Origin of the sequence: Halobacillus salinus (assembly GCF_004684905.1) — a bacterium.
Classification (GTDB): Bacteria; Bacillota; Bacilli; order Bacillales; family Halobacillaceae; genus Halobacillus; species Halobacillus salinus.
This window is the reverse complement of record NZ_SRJC01000002.1, coordinates 183,811-201,477: the sequence shown is the minus strand read 5'-3', so window position 1 is coordinate 201,477 and position 17,667 is coordinate 183,811. Positions and strand designations below refer to the sequence as shown.

The window sequence follows — 17,667 nt, the reverse complement described above, 5'->3', positions numbered from 1 at the left end:
ATAAAAAGGATGAGAGTCTAATGATGAATTTAGAAGGTTTACCGGAATGGTCTTCGTTTATTGAGAAGGCATGGGAAGAAGCGGGATATGAGTCCTTTACTTCTGTACAAGAAAAAGCCATGCCATTCATTTATAAAGGCGGGGATGTAGTGGCAGAGGCCCCGACAGGTAGCGGGAAGACGCTTGCCTATCTCATGCCGCTTCTTGAAAAGGTCGACCCGGATGTAAAACGTACGCAGGTATTGATCATGGCATCTTCTCATGAATTGGTCATGCAGATTCACCAGGAAGTACTGGAATGGACGCAAGGGAGCGGAATCGGCAGTACTCCACTTATTGGCGGGGCGAACATTAAGCGCCAAATCGAGAAGCTGAAGAAGAAGCCAGCCGTACTTATCGGAACTCCTGGGAGAATCCACGAGTTAATGGAACGGAAAAAAATAAAAGCGCATGAAATTCAGACAGTAGTGATGGATGAAGCGGACCAACTTCTCGTTCCAGAACATTTGCCGACGGTTGAAACGATTCTGAAGGCGATGAAGCAGGACCGACAAATCCTATTGTTCTCCGCAACCTTACCAGAAGAAGTGATTGAGGTTGCCCAGACGTTCATGGATGCCGAAGCAGAAGTCGTGCAAGTGGAATCAGAAGTGATGAAACCGAAAGTGGACCATGTATATATTGCCTGTGAGGACCGGGATAAAATTGAATTGCTGCGTAAACTTGCGCACGTAGATGGGTTCAAAGGGCTTGGGTTTATGCAGGATATCGCTAAGCTGAATGTGTTTGCGGAAAAACTGATCTACGGAAAACTAGACCTTGGATTACTTCATAGTGATGCAAAGAAAGAACAGCGTGCGAAAGCGATAAAGGAATTCCGAAAAGGTGAATACGACTTGTTGCTTGCGACAGATGTAGCGGCGCGTGGACTGGATATTCTGGATATCACCTTTATCGTGAACTTAGACATTCCAAAAGACGAAACATCGTATGTTCACCGTGCCGGTCGTACGGCGCGAATCGGCGCACAAGATGGAGTCGTCGTTTCTCTTGTGAATCCTGTGGAGGAGAAACGGTTGAAGAAGTATGCTCGTGATCTTGATTTTGCACTGACGAAGAAGAACCTCTATAAAGGGAAATTGGTTGATGCCAAATAAAGAAACGGCCTGTTCACGAGGAACGGGCCGTTTTATTTTTTCTCTTGTTGGATTGGCTGGATAAACCCTTCGACCGTTATACGATCTACAGATGCTTCCGAATTTGCCCAACGAACGATTAAGGACAGTAACAATAGAAGCATCGCTGCTATACCGACAATCATATATAGAAATGTAGGCTGAGCTTGATAAAAATAAAAGGTCATTTGATGATAGGTGAAGAATACTATACTAGTGATTACAAAATAAGAAAATTGATGCATAAATGGTACAGGTTTACAGAAGGGGCAACGTAGCATAAACGGGGACCAATAAATAACGGAGCCGATACTAAGCAGGATTAAATGAACCAGGAAACCATAAGGGATTTGGTTCAAGGCGTCATAGCTCACCAAAGTAAAGACAAAGAAGAGTGCCGCGCTACGAAGAGGGGATTGACTAGTTCGAACGACCCAACGGAAGTTCTTTCTGAACCAAATGTGTTTTTCGTTTGCAAGATGAATAGCAAGAGGGGCGACAAAGAAAGATACGATGCCTCTCAGAATCATTTCCATGCCCGAATGAACGAGCCAATAGCCGACTCCGAGAAGAATGGTTAAACTAAGAAGCGCCGACATCAAGCCTTTTTGTCCGGACACTCTTTTCACCAACTCCCGATTTATTTTTTTATAAAATTCCCTCCCCCTCTGAAAATAAACACAAATGCTCTGAGCTTTAATTGTAAAGAAAAGTTTAACAAGGAAAAATAATCTAATAATTATAGGTAATAGGTTATGGGAATGCTATAATTTAATTAGTAAAATGGATGTATTCTGTGCAGATTTTAGATTATTAAAGAAAGAAGTGGCAGAAAGATGCAAGGGATTGCTCATTTATTAAATACTCCATCCTTACTCGAAGAATGGTTGCATGCTGTGGACTTGCCCATAGGCATTGTCGAACAAGAAGAGCACTTTTACACTTATACATACATGAATAAAACAATGCAACGGGTTACCTCAAGGAGCGCGGGTCTGTTGATCACCGGCGTTCATAATGAAACGGAAGCGTCGATGTTAGAAGAAGGTCTTCATAAAGCGCTGCAGACTGGCTGTTTTGAGCACGCAACCCCACCTTTTCTATTCAAAATTTATGCTATACCAACAACTGGATCCTTTCTGATACAGTTTCAAAGAGATGGCTTACGTAAGCAGAAGTTGGAAAACTACGAGTCGATCGTCCACAATTCGTTAGACTCGATCTTCATTCATGATAAGAATGGACATATTGTCTATTTGAATCCAGCTGCCGTGACTCTGCTTGGTGCAAAGAACACTTCAGAATGTTTAGGGAGAAGCGTACGTGGCTTGATTCAAGATGAACCGGAATCCGATGTGCAAAAACGTTTGCGCCTTATCCTAGAGAGTAAGTGGAGTAAGACTGCTCCTATCGAAAGGAAAATCAAGCGCGTGGATGGGGAAGTCATAGAAGTAGAACTAACAGGAAGCAAGGTAACATTTGACGGGAAGCCTGCTGTCCAGACAGTATGTCGTAATATTAGTGAACGGCGCAGAAAACAATCGCGTCTTGAGGAAATGGCTTACTACGACCAGCTTACTCAAGTATCGAACCGTCGCTATTTCTTTGAGCAGTTGAAGTCGGAATTGGAAGCTTGCGAGGAAGCTGATACAATCTTGTCCGTCCTGTTTATTGATTTAGATAACTTTAAAGATATCAATGACCAACACGGCCACCATGTCGGAGATGATGTACTCATCATTTTTACGAAGCGTGTGAAGCAGATGTTAAGGGAGACAGACACCTTTTCCAGACTTGGGGGAGATGAGTTCGTTGTGTTGTTAACTAATCTTCACTCAACTAACGCACCGGAACAAGTGGCAGAGCGGATGATCGAAAGAATCACTCAGCCGATTGTGGTCGGTGGCAAGGAACTGCATATCAGTGTTTCTATCGGTATCGCCATGTACCCAGGTCATGGAACGACTAGGGACAACTTACTGACGAAAGCAGATCAAGCCTTGTATGAAGCGAAAAACAACGGCCGGAAGTGCGTTTCCGTGTACCACCAATCATGACTGTTAGAGGAGGTCAGAACCTTAGTGTTCTGATCTCTTTTTTTCTTTCTACACCTTATATTTGATATATTGAAATCAAAGAAGCGAAAGGAAGGGTTTATATGGAGCTGAACGAAATACGACAGTGGGACGGTACAGCGTTGAAAGAGAAGATCGATCAAAAGGAATTGAGCATAGAGGAAGTCATCGCTCACTATCAAGCCGTGATTGAGCGAAAGAACCCTGAGCTGAATGCTATCGTACATAAAACTTATGAGGAAGTGGCCACTGCGAATTCCAACACGCCTTTAAGGGGGCTACCTTTCCTAATCAAAGATTTGAATGCTATGAAAGGCTATCCTCTCTCATATGGTTCGAAGGTGATGGAAGGGTTCACAGCGCCCCAAGATGATGTCATCGTAGAGCGGTACAAGAATGCCGGACTCACGATATTGGGAAAGAGTAATACACCAGAATTCGGATTCACACCAGCCACTGAATCGAACTATCTAGGTTACACGAAGAATCCGTGGCATAGAAAATATTCTCCAGGTGGGTCAAGTGGAGGAGCAGCAGCTGCTGTTGCTTCTGGTATGGTCCCCTTTGCACACGGTAGTGACGGAGGAGGTTCCATTCGAATCCCTGCTTCCAATTGTGGTGTATTCGGTCTGAAGCCGACTAGGGGACGGACTCCTTTTTCTACAAGGTTGAACAGTTTTGCAGCAAGTCATGCCATTACACGTTCCGTGCGGGATAGTGCCTGGCTTCTCGATGTATTGGAAGGACCGCAAGTAGGAGACCTTTTTGCGACTCCCGCAAGAGGTAAACCCTTCAGAGAACTCATGCAGGAAGACGTCCGTCCATTAAGAATCGCTTATATGGCAGATTTCAAAGACTTGATGGACATAGATCAAGAAGTCCAGACCGCAATCGATGATACGGCACACTTGCTCGAGTCGCTTGGTCATAAAGTGGAAATCGCCTTCCCTGACTTTGACCTCCACCGTTTCATGGATGCATATGTGACGGTCTGGGTTCTAGGGGGAGCACTCGCTGTCCAGGAAGCGGCTGCCGCAAATGGCAAGGACGTTACATCTACTAGTGTGGAGACCATGCTTTCTACTTTAGTGGAAAAAGGGACAGGTTTCTCTGCTATGGAGTATGAACAAGCACGTAATTTCTTAGCCTCAGAAAGTGTGAAGGTTCACCAATTCTTTGAAAAGTATGATGTGCTACTGCATCCTGTTACCATGAAAAAAGCTCTACCACTCGGGTGCTATGACGGGGAGAAGAATACGATTGATGAGATATTAGCCGTTTCCGCTCAATACGCGCACTTATCACCTATTGCGAATGCTACCGGTCAGCCGGCGATGAGCGTCCCGCTTTATTGGAATGACGAAAATCTGCCGATCGGATCGCATTTTATGGCGCCGTTCGGAGACGAAGCAACGCTCTTCCAATTGGCACGTCAGTTGGAAGAGGCGCGTCCTTGGTGGAGTAAATATAAAGAAATTGAGTGATGGTTAGGGTGGATTGGCCGTATTAGAGTAGGAGGAGGTAGCGTTCGTCGAATAGGGAGGCAGAATTGACCGTAATAGAGTAGGAGGAGGTAGCGTTCGTCGAATAGGGAGGCAGAATTGACCGTAATAGAGTAGGAGGAGGTAGCGTTCGTCGAATAAGGGTGCATAATTCGCCGAAGTAGAGCAGGACGAGGTCATGCTCGTCGAATAAGAAGGCATAATTCGACGAAAGAGAGCAGACTGACATCATCCCCGTCGAATAAAGAACCACAATTCGACCAAAACGAATAGAGGAACTCCCAATCCGTCGATAAAGCGACCTTCGATCCCCGGGCAGCCCAACCCCCATGCTCAATTATTCGCGAACCCGTTCTCTAATCGTAGAAATCGTTGATTTGAGCTTTTCTTCGTTCACTTCTTCAGGAGCGGAGGAGAGCTCATATTTTTGTTTGAGTGAAAGAATCCGCATCACACTTTGGTTGATTTGTTCTTCGGCAATTTTTCCTTTTTCCACGGCGTTAACAAGCCCATCATGGACGTCCTGGAATTGGTTCTGTCTTGTATCTGTCAACATCACCATATCCACGCCTGCTTCTACGGCCTGAATGGCTGCTTCTGTTGTTCCGTAATTATTTGCAATTGCCCCCATCGCCATGTCATCTGTAATGATGAGTCCTTGATAATCCATTTGTTCTCTCAAAACACCGCTGATGATTTCTTTGGAAAAAGTGGCTGGAACTTCTTCATCCAATGCCGGGAATAAGATGTGAGCGGTCATGATTGCGTCTGCTCCTGCTTGAATGGCTTTCTGAAATGGGACCCATTCAAAAGACCTCAAAGTATCTACAGATTTATCGATCACAGGTAGTTGAGCGTGGGAGTCTACGGACGTGTCCCCATGTCCAGGAAAGTGTTTGACGACAGGGACGACTCCTTCTGATCGGATGCCATTCATCGTCGCCATCCCTAGTTTTGAGACTTTTTCCGGAGTGGAGCCGAAGGAACGGTCGCCAATGACTTCGTTATCTGGATTGTTGTTAATATCCAATACGGGGGCGAAGTCCATATTGATTCCGTATTGTTTCACCTTCTGGGCTAATGCTTGTCCTGTTTGAAAAGAAAGGTCTGAGTCCTCTTGCTCTCCTATTTGTTCACTGGAGGGAAGGTTGGGTAAGGTGGAGGGGATACGGCTGACCCGACCGCCTTCTTCATCGATACCGATGAACAGAGGTGCGGAATTTGTGTTGGCGCTTCTAATAGAGGTAACGAGCGATTGTAGTTGTCCTTCGGATTGGACGTTCCTCCCGAGCAGAATGACGCCCCCAACATGCCCTTGTTGGATCATCGCTTCTTCCTTTTTGCTTAGAGTCGATCCTTCAAACCCTACCATAAGTAGTTGAGCGGTTTTATCCTCGAGACTCATTGCTTTTACTTCTTTTTCTAAAGTATCTACTGAGTGTTTCTCCAGGTGTTGTTTGGAAGTGCTGAATGCTGCTTCCTTCTGTGTGTGGGATGACTTAGTAGTCACTTGACTGTTCGCATAGATACTCCACCCCAGGATGGCGCCTGCAGTAAGACTGATAATAATTATGGCTGCTTTTTTCATCGAATGCCCCCGTTAATAAGTGGTTTTTCTTATTTTGGACGAAAATTCGTATTTATAAAATAGGTCCTTATTAGTTCAGTTGAAGTTTCTGCACCTGTTCCCTTTATTCAATCATATCATGCGAGGCTTTTTTATTATGAATGTCATAATTTACTTTAAAGCGAAAAATAATTGCTTTCAAACGTAAATTATTGTACTGTAAAAATAAGTAGGAGGGAAAAGATGGAACCATTACAATTGAATGTCGCACTTTTGAGAAGGCGCGTTCCCCAGTTAACGAAGGCCGCTCGTTCTGTCGGCCTACGTCCAGCAACTGTTTCCAATCTCACCACAGGGAAAATTTCTATCGCCCGAACAGAAGTACGAACCTTAGTCGCTTTGGCAGACTTGGCTGATTGCAGTTTGGATGATCTGATTATTCGAGGGGAGAGGTATGAAATGATTGAGACAGGTATCAAAACAATTGATTTATTTGCTCCGTTAGCAAAAGGTGGAACGGCTGGTCTCGTAGCTAGGCCGGGTATGGGGCAACTCGTCGTTCTTGCTGAAATCTTTCATAGGTTGAAAAAAGAAGACTACCAGGTTGTCGTGTTGAAGCCGGATGGGGATTTTCCGGAGGTCAATGATATAACAGAGGACGTGGAGTTCGTCTATGAAACAGTGGAAGAGGCGGATCTTAAAGTGCAAGAGATAGGGACGGAAAGGGATGTCATCTTTGTAGCAGATCGCTCTCATGTCCAAAATGGCAATATCCTGAGCCTCTATGAAAAGTGGTCTTCCCTCCAGTCGGTTACAACGTTTCTTGTAGATTTTAAAGGAGAGGCGGTAGACGAGGAATTTCCATTCGGGCCTCTGGAAACAGTTTGGCAGTTTGATAGTGAGCTGTCCGCACGTCATCTCTATCCAGCGATCCACCCACTTTATTCTACTTCTACAGTTCTAGAGGGGACGAATTTGGATCAGCATCACTTCAAAACCCAACAGAAAGCGAAGAGGCATCTTCGTCGGTATCGAGAGCTTCGGTCGATTGTCCGAGTGAGTGGTCTGGATTCACTACCGGAACAAGAGCAGCGTCTATATAAAAGAGGCGAAAAATTGGAAGCCTACTTAACGCAACCATTGTATGTTGCCGAAGCATTTACTGGCCAACAAGGGGAATCGGTTCCTTTAAAGGAAATGTTAGAAGACGTTCAAAAAATAATAGACGGTGCAGTAGATGATCGATCCGTGGAAGTATTGACCTCGATTGGAGCACTTACGTAAGGAAAATAAACCAGAAGGACAGCAATCCGTCCTTCTGGTTTATTTTTTTGTTGCACATTTTTGTGTAACTGTTATATTATAAGTATAACAGACAAACAGGAAGGGGTTGTGGTCGTGTTTATCGAATTGGATTTCGAGTCAAAGACGCCGATATATACACAGCTCAAGCACGAAATCATAGCAGGAATTGCAAGAAATGAGATTGCGTTAGGTGAGGGTTTACCGTCCGTCCGCTCGTTAGCTGCGGATCTCGGCATTAACTTACACACTGTTAATAAAGCTTACCAACAGCTGAAGCAGGAAGGTTTCATTCTCATCCATAGGCAGAAGGGGGTCGTCGTCAATCCAGACGGGGTCACCCCAGCAGACGAAACTTACTACGCTGACTTGAAAGAGACGCTGCGCCCTTCTATTGCAGAAGCTGTCTGCCGTGGAATGAGTGAAGAAGACTATGTGTCATTGATTCAAGACATATTTAAAGAATTCAAAAAGGGGGAGAAAAAATGAGTGGATCATTCGTTGTTCTGATGTTTCTTGTCATCATGGTTCCTGTTTTCGCTATCAGTATGTTTATGCCGTATTGGACGAGAAGGACAGAAAGCTTCGGGGTATCGATTCCGGAACGTGTTTACAACACATCTGAATTAAGAGCATTGCGTAAATCGTATTTGTTTAGAGTGTCCGCTATAAGTTTAATTGTTACCGTACTCTTTCTTGCAATTGGAGTTGGAGGCATGGATAGCGACGAAGCCTTCAGCTGGTTGTTCGGCAGTACTTTGGTTTTGTATCTAGTAGGCAGTTTCCTCATCTATTTACAATTTCACAATAAAATGAAAGCGATGAAGAAGCAGCAACAGTGGCAGAAAGATCAGCCTCAGCGTACAGTTGTCGACACTTCATTCAGAGAGGAAAAGCTCACTTATTCTAATGGCTGGTTCCTAGTTCCGTTCATCCTATCTATTGTCACCTTTATTGTTACCTTCAATTTCTACGACCAAATCCCGGACAGAATACCGATGAATTACAATTTTGAAGGGGACGTTACGAATTGGGTCGATAAGACGTACCGTAGTGTGATGCTCATGCCGGCGATGCAGCTGTTCATGACGGTGCTGTTCTTATTCGTCAATGTGGTCATTGCAAGGGCGAAGCAGCAAGTCAGTGCAGAGAATCCTGAAGAGTCGAAGCGGCAAAATATTGTTTTCAGGCGGAGATGGTCGCTGTTCATCATTTTCGGAAGTGTTGGAATGGTAGCCTTATTTGGATTTGCTCAAGCCTCCTTTATTTTCGACGTTCCAGGAGAACTAATGCTTTATGTTCCAATCATTTTCGGAGGATTGATTACAATTGCTTCTGTGCTTCTTGCATTTACAACTGGGCAGGGTGGAAGCCGTGTACACGTAACACAAGAAGTCGACGGAAAAGTGATCGATCGAGACGACGATCGATACTGGAAGCTGGGGCAATTCTATTTTAATAAAAATGACCCAGCAATATTTTTAGAAAAGCGCTTCGGAGTTGGGTGGACGGTCAATCTTGCAAGACCTCTTGCATGGGTGATCTTCGCTTTGATTATTGGTATCGCCCTGCTGCTTCCGATGTTGCTTGGTGCTTAAATGCACGAAACACCCCATTAGGAAGAGGCCGGTTATCTGACCTGGCCTTTTTCTAATGGGGTGTTTTAAGTAATGTCTTATGTTATTGAAAAGCTAAGATTAAAATAAATGCAAAAGAATGTAAGAAACGGATTAGTGAGTGTACCACTTGTATAATTTTTTCGGTCTGCCGATTTTCTGGTGGCTGACGACTTGTTTTACTTTTCCTTCTTCCAATAAATACATCAGATACCGGTAAACAGTAGGGTAGGCAAGGCCGATTTCTTTCGAGATGGCATCAACCGGATAAGGGTCTCGGTTTTTCTTCAGGAATTCTGCGATTTGTTGAAGGGTCCCTTTGCTGATTCCCTTTGCGGTAAAGACGTCTTCTTCTTCTTTTTTGACATGCTTCATATTCGCAATTTGTACATGCAGGCGAATGCGCGAAATCAAATCAGGTGCTTTGACTGGTTTAAGGGCGAAATCGGTAGCTCCTTCCTCGATGAATCGATCAGCGACTTCTTGGCGTTCGTCGACCGTCAAGACGAGGATAGGGATATTCTCATTGTGCTTTCGGATTTCTCTGACAGTCTGCAAACCATCCATTTCAGGCATGTGGTAATCTACCAAAATGACATCATAGGTCCCTTGCAAAAATTTATCGACACCTTGTCGTCCGTTTTCTGCAGTATCGGATTCCCAGTTCGCATGCTTGCAAAATTCTGTAAGCATGTACCTTAATGATTCATCATTGTCAATTATCAGAATCTTCATAGCGTACTCTCTCCTTCGGTAAATGGATCCAGAACGTCGTTCCCATTCCAGTCTCACTGTCAATCGATAAGGTGGCGTCATGTTCATGAACAACGTTTTGTACAAACGTCAATCCTACACCTGGGTGAGATTTCGTACTGAAACCTGCTTTCCAGATTCTTTGTTTATTCTCTTCACTGATGCCGTCTCCATTATCTTCTACTCCGACAGAAACCTTACCATCCGCTACAATCGAGCGAATCGTGACGGTTGCGTGCTCTCTTCCCTCGACAGCGTCGCTTGCGTTATCGATCAAATTCACTAAGGCTCTGGTCATTCGAATTTTGTTAATGTGTATTTCGATGTTTTCGTCTGCTTCTAACTTGAATTGGTAGAGTGTATCGGAGTCAGATAATTTATTAGCGCGCACGTATTCGATGAAGGTTTTCATCGTGCACCAATTTTTCTTTTCGTGATACAGGATTTCAGAGACCATATCATTCGTAGATTGGATTGAATTCGCGATTTTATTGGTATATTGCAAGATTTCCGGGTCGCTTGTTTTCATTTGGATTAACGAATTCAAACCCTCCACTAAAGATAGAGGGGTTTTTAAATCATGAACGAGATGGAGTGCTTCTCTTCCGGATCTTGATTCTGCTACTTCATCTCGTGCTCGGTGCAAGTCCTGCCTGATCCGCCATTTTTGTTCAGAAACCGTCAAGTACACAGCCAAGACCAATGCGTTGACTATGAAGATGCCGCAAAAAAACAAACTGTAAAACGATAAAGTAGAGCCAAAGCCTAGTTCTTCTGCAATCAGCTTCACTTCAGTGGAAACTGGGCCGCCACCGAATCCGAAGGGGCTAAGAAATAGGACCATATCGAGCCACTGGATTCCGAATAATAGTTGGCCAAGCACAAAGGACTTGAAGACAGGTCTTAGCCGCCCTTTATCAAGTAGGTGCAATATGGTAATAGATAAAAGTAATAAGAGTGCTGGACCACCGAAGTGATAATTCATACTATTGTAACCATTGATGATGAGATAGACCAAAGGAATGATCGTTAGTGGAACTGCAACTTTCAGCCATGATTTATCCAATCGTGTTCCTAGTTCATCTCCTAGTAATAAGGCTCCTAAGTAGTGGGGGAGAGCACGTACAGTATTCAACATGACTAAAGCGAATACTACCATCATCAGTGTGCTTCCAGAAGGTTTCTCACGCAGATCCTGAAGAAGCGAAGCAAGCCCCGAGCTCTCGACATTAAGCCAGATCGGCATTGTAATACCAATGACGATAAGAAGTGCTTTGATCCATATACTTTTCTTACGAATCCAAGATTCAGCTATCATTTGATCATCCTAACGGCGTAAAAGCTTTCCCTTATTCTAATACAGTTGAAGGAATTTTTCGATTCTTTTTCACACAAACGCACTAAAATATTTGTGCGATATGGGGGACCCCCTGTTACGAGGCTTGTCTTTGTGTAAAATAGGGGTAGGCAACCAACGAACGAAGAAAAACTTACAAATGAAGGTGCTGTCCTATGATTTTAATCATCGATAACTATGATTCATTTACCTATAATCTATTTCAATATTTTAAGCAAATGACAAGTGAGGTCCTTGTGGTTCGGAACGATCAACTTACAATGGAAGAAGTGGAAGAATGGAAGCCTGCCCTCATTGTCCTATCACCAGGTCCCGGCAACCCTGGAGAAACGGGAGTTAGTGTAGAGGTACTTCGAGTGTTCAGTGGCCGCATTTTTATTCTCGGGATATGCCTTGGTCATCAGCTGATCGTCGAATTCTTTGGTGGTGACGTGGTGAAAGGCAAGCAACCGATGCAGGGGAAAGTGACCACCATATCCCATGATGGAAAGACGATGTTTGATGGATTACCAGCCCCATTGAAGGTGACACGCTATCATTCCCTGGTCACTCCAGAAGCGTCGTTACCGTCTTGCTTAGAGGTAAGCGCGCGGTCCCAGGATAACGTCGTAATGGCTGTGCGCCACCGGATGTTACCAATAGAAGGTATTCAATTTCATCCTGAATCGATCATGACCGAGTGTGGTTTTGATATGTTGAAGCAAGCTTATGAACAGGCCCTCCATTATAGAAAGGAGAAGGTCCGATGAATGAAGATGTATTCTTGCAATTCGAATTTCCCGATGAGAGTGGTAAACAGAGCCCGCATACTTTCACTGAACCCTTGCACATATTGACCTCTTCAACAATAGAAGGTGTCCAACAAGTTTTTCAAGACGTGGATTGTTACCTAGAAGAGGGTTTCTATGTAGCGGGGTATGTATCCTACGAAGCTGCACCTGCCTTTGATCCAGCACTCAACGTGCACGATAATCCGAACTGGCCGCTAGTTTGGTTTGGAGTCTTTAAGGAACCTACCCGATCAGATGTGCCAGATGAAGCCCCTTATCAAGCATCAGAATGGCAGCTGAAAGGGGACTTTGCTTCGTATCAACAAGGGATTGAACAAATCAAAGAAGCGATTGAACGAGGCGATACCTATCAAGTCAATTACACTACCCGTTTGGAGACTGATTTCAAAGGAGATGATTGGAGTTTCTATCGTCAATTGACCAGGAACCAGCAATCTTCTTATAGCGCCTATTTACGTATGGGACCGAGACGTTTGCTTTCTGCTTCCCCTGAGTTGTTTTTCCGGATAGATGAGGGACGGCTTACGACGAAACCGATGAAAGGAACTGCCAAACGGGGTAGGACAGTTCAAGAGGATCAAGAGCAGATAGAACACCTTCTCACTTCAGAGAAAGAACAGGCTGAAAATTTGATGATCGTAGATTTGCTTCGGAACGACGTTGGGCGGATTGCGAAGTCCGGTACAGTGCGAGTCCCGAGATTATTCGAAGTAGAGACTTATCCGACCGTTCACCAAATGACCTCGACTGTTCAAGGAGAGTTATCTGAGGAATATACTATGTATAACGTCTTTCGTGCCCTTTTCCCGTGTGGGTCGATTACAGGTGCTCCGAAAGTACGCACGATGGAATATATACGAGAATTGGAAGACTCCCCACGCGATGTATATTGCGGGGCTATCGGCTTTATGACACCAAATAGAGAAGCTGTCTTCAATGTTCCAATCCGGACCGTCATGGTTGATCAGGAGGCAGAGGAAGCGGTGTATGGAACGGGTGGTGGTGTTACGTGGGACTCTACTTCCAAGGGAGAGTATGAGGAGATTCTTACGAAAGCACGGTTGTTAACCGAATCAAGACCGGTTTTTTCTTTATTGGAGACGTTGAAACTAGAAGAGGGAGTGTATCCACTTCTTGATAAGCATCTTCAACGTGTCCAATCCTCTGCGGTTTATTTTGGCAGAGCATGCCCGGTGGATGACATACGTGACCATTTGGAAAAGCTGGCGAGAAAACATCCGACTGGTGCTTATAAAGTGAGATTGCTTGTTGAAGAGAAAGGCAGCTGGAACATTTCTGTAGATGAAATAGCAGATCCGCCAGCCAAGATTACGTGTAAGTTGGCCAAGTCTCCTGTTGATGAACAAAACCCTTTTCTATTCCATAAGACCACGCACCGCTTGGTATATGAAGAACATTATGACCCGGATGCCTATACAGTACTCTTGTGGAATACGAGACAGCAGCTCACGGAGTTCACGATAGGAAATCTAGTAGTGAAGATGAACGGTCACTACTTCACCCCTCCGGTTAATTCAGGTTTATTAGCGGGTACCTTTCGGGAGCGCTTGTTAGAGGAAGGAGCCATTAGGGAAAGGGTATTACACCTTCATGATCTGCTTGAATGTGAAGAAGTTTGGTTCATCAATGGCGTGAGAGGCTGGATTGAAGTCGAACTATCATGGGAAGGGGATCTCACATGAAACATGTCGTATTTTATGATGCGCAATGTCCATTTTGCTTTTACTTTAAAAAAACATTTCGATTGTTCGATTGGGCGAATCAAATTAAATGGGTTGCCGTGCAAGAAACAGAGAGGGAAGGGCTGTATCCCTATCTGGATGGCCGCGACACGTTAGCTGAAATTCACATGCTGACAAAAGAAGGGGAAATTAAGCAAGGGTTTTATACGATCCGGAGGCTGCTCTTAGCACTCCCGATGTTTGCTGTACTTGGACTTTTGCTTTATCTTCCAGGAGTAAGTAGAATTGGCGATCCTTTATACAAGTGGGTATCTGACAACCGCCACCAATGGTTCGGGCGTTATGACTTGCCAAGATATGCGTAATAGGGCAGAATCTCGTTCCCTGCCCTATTCCTATATTAGCCAGTTATTTATTTTGCTTTTTTATTAGACGATAACCACCGAAAATGATGACGACGATTGCCAAGAGAAGAGAAATCCATTGATCTTGGACTAGTCCCCGATATAACCCGTTCGCAATGAATGCGATACATAGAAGGGTGAAGAGAATCAGTGTACCTTTATTCATCGTGTACCTCCAATTTCTTTTGATAATTCTATTGTAAAGGAAAAGCGGACTGTGTCGTAAAATAAATTCTATCTCTAGTATAGTCCTAGTATGATTTTACAAACATCGAATAAATGTATATTATACAAGTATAATGATATTCGGTGAGGGGAACGTACTATGAATAAAGAGGAAATGTACATAGGCAATAAATTAACACTGAATCCAAGTGTATTGGCTGAGAAAGTAGAGTTGTTAGATGATAATCCTTGGACTCTGCAAAGTCTCAGAGAGAAGCGTGACGAGTTCTTTGGTCATGTAAGTTTTCTGCTCTCTGGTGAATTGGAAAAAGAGGAAGCTGATCGTGAAGTGAAGCAGTGGTGTATCGAAATGGGGAGCTTGGCAATACAAGAGGATATCAAATTAGATAAACTTCTACATATGTTCAGCTTAACACGAAAAGCCATTTGGTCTATTTTTGAAGAAGAATGGACGGAGGATGAGTGGACACCTTCTACTATCATAGACGTGAACAAAAAAACGATGCCGCTGATCGACAGTGCCATTTATAACATCACGAAAGTATATCTCAAAAAGCATAAAGAAGAGTGGGAAGAGACACAAGTCAAGATTGCTGAATTGTCGGCTCCTATGGTACCAGTTGCAGAAGGAGTTGCCGTTTTAACCGTAGTAGGAGAAGTGGATAGCAGTCGAGCTCAAAGCTTAATGGAGAGTTCGTTGAAGCAGGTAGCTTCGCTTGATCTGAATCATCTCCTCATCGATGTATCCGGTGTTCCTGTGATTGATACCGTAGTTGCCTCTCATTTGTTCCAAGTTATTCAGGCGATGGAGCTCGTAGGGGTCGACACCACACTGACGGGTATGAGAGCAGAGATTGCGAGAGCCGTTGTAGACATGGGAATCGAATTCAAGAGTGTGAAAACGAAGGCAAGTGTGCAACAAGCCTTGAGTAGCATCGGCTTTGAGAAAAAGGAATAGAATAAAGTCTGAGTTATAAAGAATACAACTACTACAAAACCCGAACTGTTCGTTCGGGTTTTGTCATGCAATAAGACGTCCCTGCGTCGCTCCGGCAACATACTTCGCTTTCCGCGGGCACGGCCTCAGTCTCCTCAGAAAGCAAAACACGCTTTCTTCCGGGGCCTTCACCTCGTGCTGTTCCCGCAGGAGTCTACGTATGTTGCCTACGCTTGATGGGGTAGGTTCTACTTTATTGATCGTTATTGCATTGGGGGTTCAATATTGTCCAATCTCTTTGGTGATTATCGGTAAAATATTATTCTTAGAATTCTTTCATCAGCTGGTAGTACTTGTAAAGTGCTTGAGTACCATCATTATCGCCGCCGTTTTTACTCAATTCTTCATAAAGCTGTTTGGCGAGCACTAGTCCCGGAACAGGTACTTTCATTTGTTCTGCTGATTCAATTGCTAACGTCATATCTTTGATAAAATGCTTTACATAGAATCCAGGCGAAAAGTCTTGATCGATCATGCGAGGCGCAAGGTTGGAGAGCGACCAGCTGCCTGCTGCTCCTGATTCGATACTTTGCAAAACTCGTTTAGGATCTAACCCAGCATTCTCCGCATACAGAATAGCTTCAACTACACCCATCATGCCTGCTGCGATGGCAATCTGGTTGCACAATTTCGTATGTTGGCCGGCTCCTGCTGGACCTTGATGTACGATGTTGCTTCCCATCGCTTCGAAAACTGGTAGTACATGAGAGAACGTTGATTCTTCATCTGCTCCTACCATAATACTCAGCGTTGCGTTCCTTGCACCGATATCTCCGCCAGAGACAGGAGCATCAAGGGCATGAATCTGTTTGGCTCGTGCTTCTTGATTGATTCTTTCAGCGAGAGACGGCGAAGAAGTCGTCATATCGATCACATACGAGTCTGGTCTTGCATTGGCAAGGATACCTTCTGTTCCGAAATAAATCCCCTCAACATCGTGAGGATAACCGACAATTGTAAGGATTATGTCTGATTGTTGAGCCAACATTGCCACAGAGTCTTCCCATACAGTTCCTTCATCTACCAAATCCGATGCTTTACTTTTAGTACGTGTGTAAATATGAAGCGGGTAGCCTTCTTTCATTAGGTTCCGCCCCATACTTTTACCCATCACACCTGTTCCGACAAGACCGACTACTGGTTTAGACATAATGCCTCTCTCCTTTTATGTAAGCGAACGCCGGCTCGGCGCCCGCTGCTTTCACTTATTTTTCTTGGCTTGGTTCATTCACTTTGACTAGTTGTTTTCCTAGGTTTTCGCCTGTGAAGAGACCGAAGAAGGCGTCAGGGATATTGTCGAACCCTTCTTTTACTGTTTCTTCATACGTTAGCTTACCTTCTTGGAGCCATTTAGATAGGTGTTGGAATCCTTCTTGGAAACGATCTTGGTAATCTCCGACGGTAAAGCCTTTAACAAGAGCACTGGACTTGATCAGGTGCATCTGCATTCTTGGTCCTTGATCATTTGGAACATTGTAAGATGCAATAGCTCCACACTGTGCGATACGTGCGAATTTATTAAGGCGAGGGTAAACTGCATCAGAAATATCGCCACCTACGTTATCGAAATAAACATCAATACCGTTAGGGCATGCCTTGTCTAAAGCTTCCGCTACGTTTTCTGTCTTATAGTTGATCGTTTCGTCGACACCTAACGTTTCTTTCAGGTAAGACGTCTTCTCATCAGATCCAGCGATTCCGACAACGTGGCATCCCACGATTTTACCTATTTGTGCAACGACTGTACCTACAGCTCCAGCTGCTCCGGACACAACGATGGTTTCGCCCTGTTTAGGTTGTCCGATATCCATTAGACCGAAGTATGCCGTAAGTCCTGGCATTCCTAGTAAACCTAGAGAATACGTAATTGGTCCAAGAGAAGGGTCGATTTTTCTTAACTGGTCTCCTTTAACTGTGCTGAATTCCTGCCAAGGAAGCATACCTGTAACGATGTCTCCTTGGTCCAGTCCACTAAAGTGAGATTCAACAACTTCACCAATCACGCCACCCTGCATAGGCTCGTTCAAGGCGAATGGAGGAATATATGACTTGGTATCGTTCATTCTCCCGCGCATGTAAGGGTCAACGGATACATACAACAGTTGAACAAGTACTTCGCCTTCCTTAGGTTCAGGCTTTTCACCTTCTACGATTTGTATGTGTTCGTTCGTTGGTGCAGCTTCTGGTCGTTTTACAAGATGAATTTCTTTGTTCATCGTCTCATCACTCCTCTTCATTT

General features: G+C 44.3%; 17 protein-coding genes. 10 read left to right on the top strand and 7 right to left on the bottom strand.

The genetic code is table 11. The features are described 5' to 3' along the window. Positions 1-20: 20 nt before the first annotated feature. On the top strand, positions 21-1,157 hold the full coding sequence (locus E4663_RS11580) for a DEAD/DEAH box helicase (RefSeq protein WP_135327737.1): 1,137 nt from the start codon (positions 21-23) through the stop codon (positions 1,155-1,157). 32 nt (positions 1,158-1,189) lie between these two features. Here the strand turns inward: E4663_RS11580 and E4663_RS11575 are convergent, their stop codons facing one another. Next, a complete protein-coding gene (locus tag E4663_RS11575; RefSeq protein ID WP_135327736.1) occupies positions 1,190-1,804 on the bottom strand; it encodes a hypothetical protein in 615 nt (204 codons plus the stop codon). A gap of 207 nt (positions 1,805-2,011) precedes the next feature. On the opposite strand from E4663_RS11575, the gene E4663_RS11570 reads away from it, so the two are divergent. Both E4663_RS11570 and E4663_RS11565 read left to right on the top strand, forming a co-directional pair. Next, positions 2,012-3,232, top strand: a complete 1,221-nt coding sequence (locus E4663_RS11570) for a sensor domain-containing diguanylate cyclase (protein ID WP_135327735.1) — start codon at positions 2,012-2,014, stop codon at positions 3,230-3,232. Between the two features lie 101 nt (positions 3,233-3,333). Next, the gene (locus E4663_RS11565) at positions 3,334-4,734 is read left to right on the top strand and encodes an amidase (RefSeq protein ID WP_135327734.1); all 1,401 of its coding nucleotides are present in this window, start codon (positions 3,334-3,336) and stop codon (positions 4,732-4,734) included. A gap of 355 nt (positions 4,735-5,089) precedes the next feature. Here the strand turns inward: E4663_RS11565 and nagZ are convergent, their stop codons facing one another. Further along, a complete protein-coding gene (nagZ, locus tag E4663_RS11560; protein ID WP_135327733.1) occupies positions 5,090-6,340 on the bottom strand; it encodes a beta-N-acetylhexosaminidase in 1,251 nt (416 codons plus the stop codon). A gap of 222 nt (positions 6,341-6,562) precedes the next feature. Here nagZ and E4663_RS11555 point away from each other — a divergent pair, with 222 nt between their 5' ends. The 3 genes from E4663_RS11555 to E4663_RS11545 all read left to right on the top strand — a co-directional run bounded on the left by E4663_RS11555 (position 6,563) and on the right by E4663_RS11545 (position 9,219). Further along, positions 6,563-7,603, top strand: a complete 1,041-nt coding sequence (locus E4663_RS11555; RefSeq protein WP_135327732.1) for an ATP synthase beta subunit C-terminal domain-containing protein — start codon at positions 6,563-6,565, stop codon at positions 7,601-7,603. Positions 7,604-7,717: 114 nt separating this feature from the next. After that, the gene (locus E4663_RS11550) at positions 7,718-8,110 is read left to right on the top strand and encodes a GntR family transcriptional regulator (RefSeq protein WP_079477749.1); all 393 of its coding nucleotides are present in this window, start codon (positions 7,718-7,720) and stop codon (positions 8,108-8,110) included. Continuing rightward, positions 8,107-9,219, top strand: coding sequence for a DUF1648 domain-containing protein (locus E4663_RS11545; RefSeq protein ID WP_135327731.1), 1,113 nt, complete (start codon positions 8,107-8,109; stop codon positions 9,217-9,219). The genes E4663_RS11550 and E4663_RS11545 overlap by 4 nt, the downstream gene beginning before the upstream one ends. A gap of 132 nt (positions 9,220-9,351) precedes the next feature. On the opposite strand, the gene E4663_RS11540 is transcribed toward E4663_RS11545, so the two are convergent. Together E4663_RS11540 and E4663_RS11535 are read right to left on the bottom strand one after the other, a co-directional pair. Further along, complete coding sequence (locus tag E4663_RS11540) at positions 9,352-9,972, bottom strand: response regulator (RefSeq protein WP_135327730.1); 621 nt, start codon at positions 9,970-9,972, stop codon at positions 9,352-9,354. After that, positions 9,953-11,308, bottom strand: a complete 1,356-nt coding sequence (locus E4663_RS11535) for a sensor histidine kinase (RefSeq protein WP_241657182.1) — start codon at positions 11,306-11,308, stop codon at positions 9,953-9,955. The genes E4663_RS11540 and E4663_RS11535 overlap by 20 nt, the downstream gene beginning before the upstream one ends. A gap of 194 nt (positions 11,309-11,502) precedes the next feature. Between E4663_RS11535 and E4663_RS11530 the strand changes: the two genes are divergently transcribed. Genes E4663_RS11530 through E4663_RS11520 form a run of 3 tightly spaced genes read left to right on the top strand, consistent with a single transcriptional unit; the run spans position 11,503 to position 14,206 of the window. Next, positions 11,503-12,096, top strand: coding sequence for an anthranilate synthase component II (locus E4663_RS11530; protein ID WP_135327729.1), 594 nt, complete (start codon positions 11,503-11,505; stop codon positions 12,094-12,096). Continuing rightward, a complete protein-coding gene (gene pabB, locus E4663_RS11525) occupies positions 12,093-13,841 on the top strand; it encodes an aminodeoxychorismate synthase component I (protein WP_135327728.1) in 1,749 nt (582 codons plus the stop codon). Before E4663_RS11530 ends, pabB begins: the two co-directional genes overlap by 4 nt. Continuing rightward, positions 13,838-14,206 (top strand): thiol-disulfide oxidoreductase DCC family protein, encoded by a 369-nt coding sequence (locus E4663_RS11520; protein WP_135327727.1) that lies wholly within the window; start codon positions 13,838-13,840, stop codon positions 14,204-14,206. Before pabB ends, E4663_RS11520 begins: the two co-directional genes overlap by 4 nt. 43 nt (positions 14,207-14,249) lie before the next feature. Here E4663_RS11520 and E4663_RS19795 read toward each other — a convergent pair whose 3' ends face one another. Further along, positions 14,250-14,411 carry a hypothetical protein gene (locus E4663_RS19795; protein WP_158290485.1) on the bottom strand — a complete coding sequence of 54 codons (162 nt, stop codon included), beginning with the start codon at positions 14,409-14,411 and terminating at the stop codon, positions 14,250-14,252. Positions 14,412-14,570: 159 nt separating this feature from the next. On the opposite strand from E4663_RS19795, the gene E4663_RS11515 reads away from it, so the two are divergent. Continuing rightward, positions 14,571-15,389 (top strand): STAS domain-containing protein, encoded by an 819-nt coding sequence (locus E4663_RS11515; RefSeq protein WP_135327726.1) that lies wholly within the window; start codon positions 14,571-14,573, stop codon positions 15,387-15,389. 304 nt (positions 15,390-15,693) lie between these two features. On the opposite strand, the gene E4663_RS11510 is transcribed toward E4663_RS11515, so the two are convergent. Together E4663_RS11510 and E4663_RS11505 are read right to left on the bottom strand one after the other, a co-directional pair. Further along, positions 15,694-16,578, bottom strand: a complete 885-nt coding sequence (locus tag E4663_RS11510) for an NAD(P)-dependent oxidoreductase (RefSeq protein ID WP_135327725.1) — start codon at positions 16,576-16,578, stop codon at positions 15,694-15,696. Positions 16,579-16,633: 55 nt separating this feature from the next. After that, positions 16,634-17,644, bottom strand: a complete 1,011-nt coding sequence (locus E4663_RS11505; protein WP_079477757.1) for an NADP-dependent oxidoreductase — start codon at positions 17,642-17,644, stop codon at positions 16,634-16,636. Positions 17,645-17,667: the final 23 nt, after the last annotated feature.